The organism is Olleya sp. YS, from assembly GCF_029760915.1.
Lineage (GTDB): Bacteria > Bacteroidota > Bacteroidia > Flavobacteriales > Flavobacteriaceae > Olleya.
Map to the genome: position 1 here is coordinate 1,254,159 of NZ_CP121685.1, position 12,204 is coordinate 1,266,362.

Sequence of the window (12,204 nt, forward strand, 5' to 3'; positions counted from 1 at the left end):
TTTGTTGGTTTGCTAGTTAGTTTATCTGTTTATGTATACCCAAGCGGCTTTTGTTTTTGTTCCTTGATATTTCATGACGTAGTAATAAGTCCCTACTGGTAACATCTCTCCGTCATCAGACTGACCTTCCCACTCCATAGAGTAGTTCTCTTTGGAATAGACTAATCGTCCATTACGGTTGTAAATCTCTAATAGTTGTACATCGTAACTACTTAAATCAAAGTTATCATTAAACCCATCACCATTTGGTGAGATACCTTGTGGAATAACACAGGTTTCTAATTCTGATACAAACACATCTGTAGTGCTTGAACATCCTGTATCGTTAAAGGTCACCTCTATACTATAAGTCCCTTGGGTTAATACTGTTGGTAAATCTAATCCGGTTTGACCAACCACTTCTACACCTTCATTATACCACTTAATGCTTACCTCTGAAGTCGTATAGTTAACCGCTTCTGCACTAATGGTAATTGGTACTGTAGCATTTGGACATACCTCATAAACAATAGAAGAATCAAACATGGTCTCTGGGGAGATACCAAATACTAAATCAAAGGTTGTAGTTTCAAAACATCCAGTTGTTGCGTTTTCTGCTCTTACGTAAATAGTTTCTGCACCTGGAGAATCATATGCAGTTATACCTGTGATAGCATTAGTACTAGCGTTAGCATCATCAATTGAATTATGATAAGTGAATACTAAATCTGTTTGTCCATCTGCAATAACTGTTTCATTTACTGTTAAGTCATAATCTGCAATTCCGTCATTATCGTTATCACAACCTATGACATCATCAGCTTGAACTAATATTGGTTTTGGTGCTAATTCTAAATCAAAACTATTTGTTTTGAAGCATCCAGTTACAACACTTTCAACTCTAAAGTATATAGTTGTAGCACCTGATGAAGTATAACTTGTTGGATTTGTTATAGGATTTGTTCCATCCAATGCATCTTGTGCTGTTTCATAATAAATAACTATAACATCGGTTTGTGTTCCTATAATGTTTGCTTCATTCTCTGTAAGGTCAAAAATTGCTATTCCACTATTGTCAGTATCACATGCAAGAATTGTTGTTTGTGGGTCTGCAGTAGGGTTTTCAAAAAATTCAACTAATACATCATCAGAATAGAAACAAGCAGCAGATGTACCAGTAAATACAATATCAACTTGATATAAACCAGTTTCAGTAACATCTAATGTAGGACCTGTTTCACCTAAAATTGGCTCAGTAATACCATTTGCAACAGTATACCAAGTTATAGTAGTACCTGCTGGTTGAGGCACTCCAATATCTAATGTTACAGCTTCACCTTCACAATTAGCTAAACCACTATCAAGTAGAATATCATCTCCTAAATCAATTTCACCAATATCGAAACTACTAGCTTCAAGGAATACAGCCGAATCAAAAGCAGTATCACCATCATCTGCAACTACAAGCTTTATGCTGTACACATTATTAGGTATAACAGGAGCCATAGCTGTTAGTGGAACAGTTCTTCCAATAAAGTTAGTTGGGTTAGTAATAGGTGGTAGACCAGTTCCAGGACCATAATAAGAATCAAATAATGCTGGGTTAGAAGATGGACAACCTCCATTATGAGTATTATCTCTAATAGTAAATACCGATACTGGATCTGTGGTTCCAGGAACAACTGCTATATTAGTAGTAATACCTGTACTTATATCAGTCAATAAGAAAGCGAAAGCATCAGAAAAACCACACTGGAATGTACCATATTCTTCTGCAGCGAAAATAAAATTGAATGATAATTGATCAATTAATGGTGTAAATTCAAATTCTATAATCGATGCGTTATTTGTTGGCCCTTCATTTATTACCGCTTCTAAGTCTGCATCTCCAGGCCATCCTACACCACCACCATCACTTAAAACTCCGGTTTCCGGACCAGGTGCATTTAATACATTACCTGTAGTTAACACGATACCGCTTTGGAATGGAAAACTTGAACCATTAGCTTCAAAATATCCAATACCATTTGGACCACCAAAATCAGTACCTGTTGATGAAGTTACATTATTAACAATAGCACAAGGTGAATTTACAAGTACATTATTGACCAATTCAGTAACTGTATATAAAGTATCATTTGTTGTAATTGGAGGTGGAATTGTGAACACACATAAATCAAAACTAACATCTTGGAAAGGTGTATCTCCAGCTGTAAAAACTCTAATATAGTATGTGTTTCCAACGGTTAAACCGTTAGCTATACTATTATTACCAGCTTCACAGTAAAGATTAGTTAAGTTGTTACAATCTGTTCCTTCATATAATGCATGGTCTAAATTAGTAGTGTCGCCAATGATATTACTAATATCTATTCCATGGTCTGTTGCTATAGCATCAAACTGAAACCATACGTCATCATTAGTATCTCCAGGACAAGGATTAGCTTGAGGAGAAGGTGTTGCTCCATAAAGAGTTGCACTTGTTATTGTAGTACAGTTCTCGTCAGCATTTGGTGTTACTATTATTGCATCTGTACATTCATCGTTTGCTGGTGGGCAAACTGGAACATTTAAAGTGTTACTAGTAACAACACAATTACTGTCATCTGCATTAGCAACAGTAACTACAACATCTGTATCTAAAGCATATGGTCCCATTTGTACAATTCCTACTGCCATTGCAGTTTGTAACGGACTACCTTGATTATCTGTGATGTTTAAAGTTGTTGCATCACCAATACTAGTAATATCCACATCAATAAAAAATTGATTATTACCATTATCGCAATCGCTTACAGTCACAAAATCAACTACTTGATTAATGCAAGTTGCGCAAGTTACAGTAAAAGTTATTGGAGTAAATCCTCCTGTTGCGCATCCAATTGTAAAATCTGAATCTACTTGAAAGGAAATAGTGGTTCCTGTAGATTGAAATGATAGTCCAGAAACTTGACCAGCATTACCATAAGGAGTTGCTGCATTCAAATTGGTCGTTCCGTCTGAATCTAAAACAATCACTTCATCAAAGTTATTTTCTACTTCACCAGCACTTATTACTAAGTTTAAAGGCGTAGTTCCATCTGTAGATGTAAATGTAAACACGTTAGTGTCGTTGTTTTCGTAACAATATGTTACAGTTTGAGGTCCATCAACAGCACAATCTAAATTAAAGTTAAATTGAATTAACGTTGAAAAGTTAAAAGGTCCAGCCCAAACACTAGTATCTGCACCACAGATTGCCTGTACATAGACTTCATAATCTGTTGCTGGGTTTAATGCGGTTTCAGACACTGTTGTTGTACTAACGGTTGTTCCTGATGTTGGCACACCAGTACCTGCTGGTTGCACCACATAATTCCACTGAGTTTCTGGTCCACTAGGTGTCCAAGAAATATCTGCAGAGGTTTCTGTAATACTTGTTGCTGTTATATTAGTTGGTGCAATACAGAAGCTACCACAGGTTTCTACACGGACTTGATCGATAGACATATCACCTTCAAATCCTGAACCTGCACCTCCATAGCTGAATTCTACATAAATAACTTGTCCTAAATAAGCGTCTAAGTTAATTCCTATTGGCACCCATGCTTCATCTGCTGTAGATTGATAATCACCAGCCCATGTAAATTCTGTCGTAAATGGTCCTGTTGCAGACGTACTAACACCTACATTTAATGTGCCGATATCATCTCCAAAAGCATGCATCCAAAACGATAACTCTGCACCATCTATTGCAGGTGTTAAGTCGATTGCTGGCGTAATGGCTGATGCAATATCTGTTGCGTTTCCTGAAGCTTCATATTCTAAATGCATTCCTGGGCTACCGTCCCAAGTGATATTTGGTCCTGTTCCTGCAGAGTTTGCACTCTCGGCAGTAATATCCCAATCACCATTTCCGCCTCCAAAACCGGTTCCTGTCCAACCGATTGGATCAGTATTGGGATCGTTTCCAAAACTTTCTGTAAATATAAAAGTAGATCCTCCACTTGCACAAGTCACACCCACTGGTGGTGGTGGTGGTGTGTTAAGCGTGGTAAAGTTAACTGGTCCTGCCCATACACTCATTCCGTTTCCACAATCTGCTAGAATATATACTTCGTAATCTGTTGTTGCAGTTAATCCCATTGCTGTGTAAGGATTGGTGGTAATAGCTGTTCCTGGTCCTGTTGGTACGCCTGTTCCTGCTGGTTGTACTACTATCTCCCAAGCGGTTTCTCCGTTATTTGCTGTCCAAGAGATATCTGCTGTAGTATCTGTTATAGCGTCTACCATTAAACCTGTTGGCGCTACACAGAAGTTACCACAAGTTTCTACACGAACTTGATCGATAGACATATCACCTTCAAATCCTGTTCCTGCACCTCCATAGCTAAATTCTATATAAATGACTTGCCCTAAGTAAGCATCTAAGTTAACTCCTATTGGTACCCATGCTTCATCTGCTGTAGCTTGATAGTCACCTATCCAAGTGTATTCTGTCGTAAATGGTCCTGTTGCAGAGGTGCTAACACCTACGTTTAACGTACCGATATCATCCCCAAAAGCATGCATCCAAAACGATAGCTCTGCACCATCAACCGCAGTCGATAAGTCGATTGCAGGTGTAATGGCTGATGCAATATCTGTTGCGTTTCCTGAAGCTTCATATTCTAAGTGCATGCCTCCTGCAACTCCATCCCAAGTGATGTTTGGTCCTGTACCACCTGAGTTTCCACTCACTGCAGTAATATCCCAATTTCCGTTAGAACCATCAAACCCTGTTCCTGTCCACCCTGATGGATCGGTGTTGGTATCAGTTCCAAAGTCTTCTGTAAAGATAAATGTAGAAGATCCACTTGCACAAGTTACTCCTACTGGTGGTGGTGGTGGTGTGTTAAGTGTGGTAAAGTTAACTGGTCCTGCCCATACACTCATTCCGTTTCCACAATCTGCTAGAATGTATACTTCATACACTGTACTTGAGGATAATCCCATTGCTGTGTAAGGATTGGTGGTAATAGCTGTTCCTGGTCCTGTTGGTACACCAGTTCCTGCTGGTTGTACTACTATCTCCCAAGCGGTTTCTCCGTTATTAGCTGTCCAAGAGATATCTGCTGTAGTATCTGTTATAGCGTCTACCATTAAACCTGTTGGCGCTACACAGAAGTTTCCACAGGTTTCCACACGAACTTGATCGATAGACATATCACCTTCAAATCCTGTTCCTGCACCTCCATAGCTAAATTCTATATAAATGACTTGTCCTAAGTAAGCATCTAAGTTAACTCCTATTGGTACCCAAGCTTCATCTGCTGTAGCTTGATAGTCACCTACCCAAGCATATTCTGTCGTAAATGGTCCTGTTTGAGACGTGCTAACACCTACGTTTAGCGTTCCCATATCTGTACCAAAAGCATGCATGTAAAACGATAGTTCTGCACCATCAACCGCAGTCGATAAGTCGATTGCAGGTGTAATGGCTGATGCAATATCTGTTGCGTTTCCTGAAGCTTCATATTCTAAGTGCATGCCTCCTGCAACTCCATCCCAAGTGATGTTTGGTCCTGTACCACCTGAGTTTCCACTCACTGCGGTAATGTCCCAATTTCCGTTAGAACCATCAAACCCTGTTCCTGTCCATCCTGATGGATTGGTGTTGGTATCGGTTCCAAAGTCTTCTGTAAAGACAAATGTCGATGCGCCACTTGCACAGGTTACTCCTACTGGTGGTGGAGGTGGTGTGTTAAAGGTTGTAAAGTTGACTGGACCTATCCAATTACTAAACCCATCTGTACCACAATTAGCTCTAACATATACTTCATACGCTGTACTAGGGGTTAACCCCATCGCTGGATAAGGCATGTTAGACATGGTTGCTGTACCATCTGTTGTTGGTACACCTGTTCCTGCTGGTTGTACCCAAATTTGCCACTCGGTTTCTGTACCTCCTACGTTCCATGAAATGTCTGCAGTACTATCGCCTGTAGTTGTTGCTGTTAAACCTGTAATATCTGGACAAGTTGGAGGCATTTGTGAGGTTGCGGTTGGAGAGTTTATACAAAATCCCCATCCCCAGATACCACCATCATCATAATATAGACGGTATTTAAATCCTGATAACTGTGTCGCAGTAAAGCCTGCTATGTTTAATTGCTCTGAGGTAAAGGCTACCGTAGTACCTGAACAAAAATTATCTGTTGGTGGTGTTGGTGTATCTGCTTGTATTGGAGTTCCCCAAGGGTTCCAAGTCCCAGCATCTGCATCCCAATATTCAACTCCTATGGCGTCTGCACTTATCCAATTAAAAACATAATCAAAGTCTACAAACAACCACGTCTCTCCTGCAGTAAATGCTGCAGTCAAATCTATAATTGGTGACTCGGCTTGAATATTATCCGAACTCGTACTACCTGCATCATCATCGTCAAATGCAAAGTTTGCGGTAGTGGTTGGATCTGCTTCAAATGCTGTAGGAGCTGTGTTATAAGTTCCAGTAACTGTCCAATTGGTATTTGGCCAATTGGCTGGCTCATTAAGTACTTGTGAATTAGCCTGCAAACCTATTAAAGATAAAAGCAAAACTAAAATGAAGGTAGTTTTTTTCATTTTTATGAAATTGATGTGTTAGTTTAAATTTTTTATGAAAAATATTGTGTAAAACATTAGTTTAGTCATTTAAAGGTATACTATTAAATAGACTATTTTATCACAGATAGATGTAATGCCTTTTTTTTCGATGAAATGATAAATTTTTGTTAAAAAAATATTACTTTGAGACTTACATGGGATAATTATTTAGAAATTATAACCTTTCTTTTCAATTCATTACCATTTTCATCAATAACAGTTAATAAATGTTCACCAATTTCTGGAATAATTGCGATATTATGAATATCTGTAGTTTGACCTAAATATGTTTTATCAATGTACCAAAAAAGCGTGCTATTTTTTTTAGAATGTGCAACTTTTAAAATAAGTTCGTTTACTTTTTCATCAAAGTCTTTAGGAAGAAAAATAGTGCTTGATTCTTTTGGATAAATAAATTGCATATCTACTTTGTTTTCACTCAAACAATCTGCCCTAAATGGTGGAAGAGATTTATAAAAAGGATTTTTTTTCTTGTAGTAATATTCTATTAAAGGAGGTAAAACAAACCATGATTGATGATTAATACGACTTAAATCTTCACATGAAGAATTGACTTGATAGGTCAAATTAGTATCCAAGTGAATAAGTTTATGATATGGACAAGGTCTTGTTTTTAAACCACTTTGCTGTATAAATTGTAATTGTTTATCGTTACAATTAGTAGAAGCTCTGTAACCACTTTTTGTGCAAATTTCAATTTCTTGCATTTCATCAAATGGTTTTTTAAACCATTCACTATTAGGTAAAATATCAAAGACATCAAATAAAATTGGTGCTGCAGTTTGAACACCAACCAACCCAGGACGACCTTCTCCATCTGCATTACCAACCCAAACACCAACAACATAATCTTTGGTCGTACCAATAGCCCAAGCATCTCTAAATCCATAACTAGTTCCGGTTTTCCAAGCAATTTGTTTAGAATCATCAAAAAACTCCCAATTATCATCACCTTCCGGACGATTGACTTCTTTTAAACTCTCGTAAGTTAGATAGATAGAAGCTGCATCAAAAACTGTTTTTTCTGACGATTTTTTTCCGAAGTCAATGTTTTTCGAATCAAAAAATGTTGGCTCACAAAATTCATTTGAAAAATACTCAGAAGATGTATCGTTAAAATGATTAATTGTTGATGAGAATGCTGCATAACTTTTGCATAAATCCCACAAATTACTTTCTGCACCACCAAGAATTAGAGACAAGCCATAATGATTGGCATTATACCTAATATCTTTTAATTCTAAAGCTTTTAAGTAGTGATGAAATCGATCCAACCCAAACTCCTGTAACATTCTTACAGCTGGTACATTTAAAGATCGTGACAACGCACGTTTTGCAGGTACAGCTCCATCAAATTCTTTATTGAAATTTTCTGGTGAATAGTTGCCAAATTGTGAAGGGACATCTGCCACTAAAGTGTTAGGTAAAATATCTCCAGCATCTAACATTGCTGCATATAAAAAAGGTTTTAAAATGCTACCTGTACTTCTGGGTTTATTAATAATATCAACACTATTTTGATGTGCTTTATCAGTAGGAGTATTGCCTATATAAGTCAGTACTTTTCTGGTTTTTACATCTAAAACTAATACAGATATGTTATAAATTTCATTCTGTTTTAAAGTATTATAGTGATTGTAAACAATAGTATTTGCTTGTTCTTGCAAATGTTTATTAATAGTTGTTTTTATGCGTTCGCCTTTATTGGTTTTAGAAATATTTTGTAGTAAATGAGGTGCAATTTGAGGTAAACCATAAGGTTTTTGAGGTAAACCTTCTTCAATCGATAGATCGTAGGTCAGTGAATCTATAGTTTTATTTTCCAATAGTTTTTTGAGTAATCTATTTCGTTTTTTAAGTAATAGTTCTTGATTTTTACCAGGATAAATCAAACTAGGTGCATTGGGTAAAACTGCTAATGTTGCACTTTCTGCCCAAGATAGGTTGTGCGCATCTCTATTAAAATAACGCCAGGAAGCTGCATCTAAACCAACAACGTTTCCACCAAAAGGCGCATGACTAGCATAAAGCGACAGGATTTTTTCCTTACTATATCTTAATTCTAATCGCGTAGCAAGAATAATTTCCTTGATTTTTTCAAGATAAGTTCTAGATTGCCCTTTTCTAGATAACCTTATAACTTGTTGCGTAATGGTACTTCCACCACGTTTGATTTCACCAGAACTTAAATTTTCTTTAAAAGCTTTAATAATAGAGATAGGATTAAAACCTGGATGTTTGTAAAAGTACTCATCTTCAAAAGCGATAATACAGGTTTTAAATTTTTCAGGGATACTATCGTTTTCAGGAAATCGCCACTGTCCATCATCTGCAATTTGTGCTCCTAATAATAGATTCTTGCTACTTGTTATTACAGTTGCATTGGGATCTTTAAACAGTTGTTTAGGTAAACAGAATAAATAGGCTACCAATAGTATACATATAACTATTGATTTCTTTTTATTTCTATTAATTAGGTCGAATATCCTATACATAAACTATACAATAGTCTTTTAAGGGCTTAAATAATTGTGAATTTAAATAAATACATTTATACTTGATAAGTATCCTAACTATTTAACGTGAAAAAACACTTTTACATTCTTAATTTAATCATAATATTTTGTGCATTATTATGCACTAAATACGGATATGCTCAATTAGGATTTTGTAACGGAAATTCTGGAGATCCCATTTTTACAGAAACCTTTGGGACTGGAACTTTAAATAGTACTTTGCCAGCAGGAACTACAACCTATGCTTATGCAAATGGTTTTCCAAATGATGGCTTTTACACAGTAGATAATGGTACTTTTGGAAATGTATACGATTGGCATCAAACAGAAGACCATACTCCTGGAGACACAAACGGAAAATGTTTGATTGTTAATGCAGGATTTTCTGCAGGTGAATTTTATAGAACTAACGTTTCTGGGCTTTGCGAATCCACTACTTACGAGTTCTCTGCGTGGCTACTTAATCTTGTTATTGCAGGTACTTTTTGTTCAACACAACCTTCAGGTTCTATTCCAGTAAACGTCAGGTTTGAAATTTGGGACAGCACAGATACCAACCTGTTAGCATCAGGAGATACAGGTAATATAACAGAAACAGCTTCACCAAATTGGCAAGAATTTGGCTTGGTTTTTCAAACCCTACCAGGAGAAACCGCTGTTATTTTAAAAATGATAAATAATGGAAATGGAGGATGTGGAAATGACTTAGCAATTGATGATATAGAATTTAAAACTTGTGGTGACTTTATTTCTATAAGTGATACGTCAAGTTTTGATACAGTTACACTTTGTAGTAGTCAAACACCTTACAGTACAATGCTAACTGTAACACCAGACAACTCTGTGTTTAGCTCTTATTTTTATCAATGGGAAACCAGTACTGATGGTATAACATGGACAGATATTTCTGGAGAGACTGCTCAAAGTGCAGCGTTAACAGGTATAACAAATTCAGGTTTTTACAGAGCTAAAGTTGCAGAATCTGCAGTAAATTTAAGTAATACCTCTTGTTATGTCACTTCAGAAATTTTTGAAGTTATTGTCAACCAATTACCAGCAGCTCCAACTATAGAGTGTTGGGAAACCGCTACAGTAAATACTGCAACTTGTTCGTGGGACGTCACAGGTTCACAACCAATCCAACCAACTTTAGAGTGTTGGGAAACCGCAACCTTTAACACTACAACTTGCGTTTGGGATGTTACAGGTTCGCAACCAGTTCAACCAACCATAGAATGTTGGGAAGTAGCGACTTTTAATAATACGACTTGCATTTGGGATATTACTGGTACACAACCAACCCAACCAGCAATAGAATGTTGGGAAACAGTAACCTTTAATACTACAACCTGTGTTTGGGACGTTTCAGGAACCCAACCAGCACAACCTTCAGGATTAGAATGTTGGGAAGTAGCAACTTTTAATAATACAACCTGCGTTTGGGATATTACAGGTACACAGCCAATACAACCCACTTTAGAGTGTTGGGAAATTGCAACCCTTAATAATACGACTTGCGTTTGGGATGTTTCAGGAACCCAACCAGCACAACCTACAGGATTGGAGTGTTGGGAAGTAGCAACTTTTAATAATACAACTTGCATTTGGGATATTACTGGCACACAACCAACCCAACCCACTTTAGAGTGTTGGGAAACCGCAACCTTTAATAATACGACTTGTGTTTGGGATGTTGTAGGAAATCAACCAGCACAACCTACAGGATTAGAGTGTTGGGAAAACGCAACATTTAATAACACCTCTTGTGCTTGGGAAGTTTCAGGAACTCAACCAGTACAACCTACAGGTTTAGAATGTTGGGAAGTTGCAACGTTTAATGATACAACATGTTTATGGGAAGTCTCTGGAGATCAACCCATAGATGTAACAGAAGTAGATGTTGCTTTTTGCGAAAATGAAGATTTAGATTTACAAGCAGTTTCTACCATTACTAATCCAATGTATACTTGGAGTACAGGCGAAATGACCGAATTTATAACGGTAGATCAACCAGGAGTTTATACAGTAGAAATCACAGATGGATGTTCTACAACTAATAGTACTTTTAATGTCGAAGAGATTGAAACTCCAATTATAAACACTATTGAATCAGTTGGAAATTCAATAGTTGTAACAACTAGTAACTTTGGAAATTTTGAATATTCTTTAGATGGTATTTCGTTTCAGTCTTCTAATGTTTTTGAACCTGTTGAAGGTGGACAATATACTATTTATGTAAGAAGTTTTGGCTGCGATACGGTTGTAACTAGTACTTTCATTCATTTTTATATTCCACAATTTTTTACACCAAATGGAGATACTAAAAATGAAACTTTTAATATAAAAGGTCTGGAATATTATCAGTCTTCAGAAGTCTATATTTTTGACCGTTATGGAAAGCTTTTAAAAAGCGTTAAAAACGCACCAGTCTCTTGGGATGGTACGTTTAATGGTAGTCCTTTACCAACGTCTGATTATTGGTATGTTATTATTATAGATGGTCAACGTCGTGTAGGACACTTTACTTTAAAGCGCTAGAAATTCTTTCAAAATCAGGGGTCTATTAAATTGAAATTTAAGGTTTCCTATTTTATAGTAATTTTTTTCTCTCAGAAATTCTTTTTTCAAATTTAGGATTTGATTCAATTTGTTCTATAAACTTTGAATCAAAACTTCCAATTGAGATGAACTCAAAATCAATGAAAAAGAAATGTTTCATTTTATTGTTTTTCAGGATTTCTTCACGATTATTTTCTGGTAATCTTTCGATTTCAAGTGTATCCGAAACTGGCTTTTCAAATTGATAAATACATAATTGATTTGTGTTTAGATTTAGTATATTTTTTAAGCCATCTAAATCAGTTTGTACATCCATTACCATTTGACGAACAGATAAATTTTTCAATGTTATTCCGTTTTCATTTTTTAAATCAGTTTTCCACCATTTAATAATCTCATTTGGATTAAATTTATGAATAAAAATATTATCTATTCCTTTATCAATTAGCTCCCAAATTTCTTGGTTACTGTTTATTTCAAATGTTATTTCCTTCATTTTTTAAATTTGAAAGATTCCCACTTT

4 protein-coding genes are annotated in these 12,204 nt (G+C 36.3%); 1 reads left to right on the forward strand and 3 read right to left on the reverse strand.

All coding sequences use genetic code 11. The features are described from left to right. Positions 1-21 precede the first annotated feature (21 nt). Positions 22-6,564 carry a choice-of-anchor L domain-containing protein gene (locus Ollyesu_RS05820; RefSeq protein WP_279302854.1) on the reverse strand — a complete coding sequence of 2,181 codons (6,543 nt, stop codon included), beginning with the start codon at positions 6,562-6,564 and terminating at the stop codon, positions 22-24. A gap of 185 nt (positions 6,565-6,749) precedes the next feature. Continuing rightward, positions 6,750-9,101 carry a penicillin-binding protein 1C gene (pbpC, locus tag Ollyesu_RS05825; RefSeq protein WP_279302855.1) on the reverse strand — a complete coding sequence of 784 codons (2,352 nt, stop codon included), beginning with the start codon at positions 9,099-9,101 and terminating at the stop codon, positions 6,750-6,752. A gap of 87 nt (positions 9,102-9,188) precedes the next feature. Between pbpC and Ollyesu_RS05830 the strand changes: the two genes are divergently transcribed. Next, entirely contained in the window at positions 9,189-11,660 is a 2,472-nt protein-coding gene (locus tag Ollyesu_RS05830) for a T9SS type B sorting domain-containing protein (protein ID WP_279302856.1), read from the forward strand. 52 nt (positions 11,661-11,712) lie between these two features. Here the strand turns inward: Ollyesu_RS05830 and Ollyesu_RS05835 are convergent, their stop codons facing one another. Continuing rightward, on the reverse strand, positions 11,713-12,177 hold the full coding sequence (locus tag Ollyesu_RS05835; protein WP_279302857.1) for a hypothetical protein: 465 nt from the start codon (positions 12,175-12,177) through the stop codon (positions 11,713-11,715). Positions 12,178-12,204: the final 27 nt, after the last annotated feature.

What these genes read in the sequence shown, in the direction of transcription:
- Ollyesu_RS05835 (WP_279302857.1), bottom strand. Translation starts at nt 12,177, where the DNA reads ATGAAGGAAATAACATTTGAAATAAACAGTAACCAAGAAATTTGGGAG.
- pbpC (WP_279302855.1), bottom strand. Translation starts at nt 9,101, where the DNA reads ATGTATAGGATATTCGACCTAATTAATAGAAATAAAAAGAAATCAATA.
- Ollyesu_RS05820 (WP_279302854.1), bottom strand. Translation starts at nt 6,564, where the DNA reads ATGAAAAAAACTACCTTCATTTTAGTTTTGCTTTTATCTTTAATAGGT.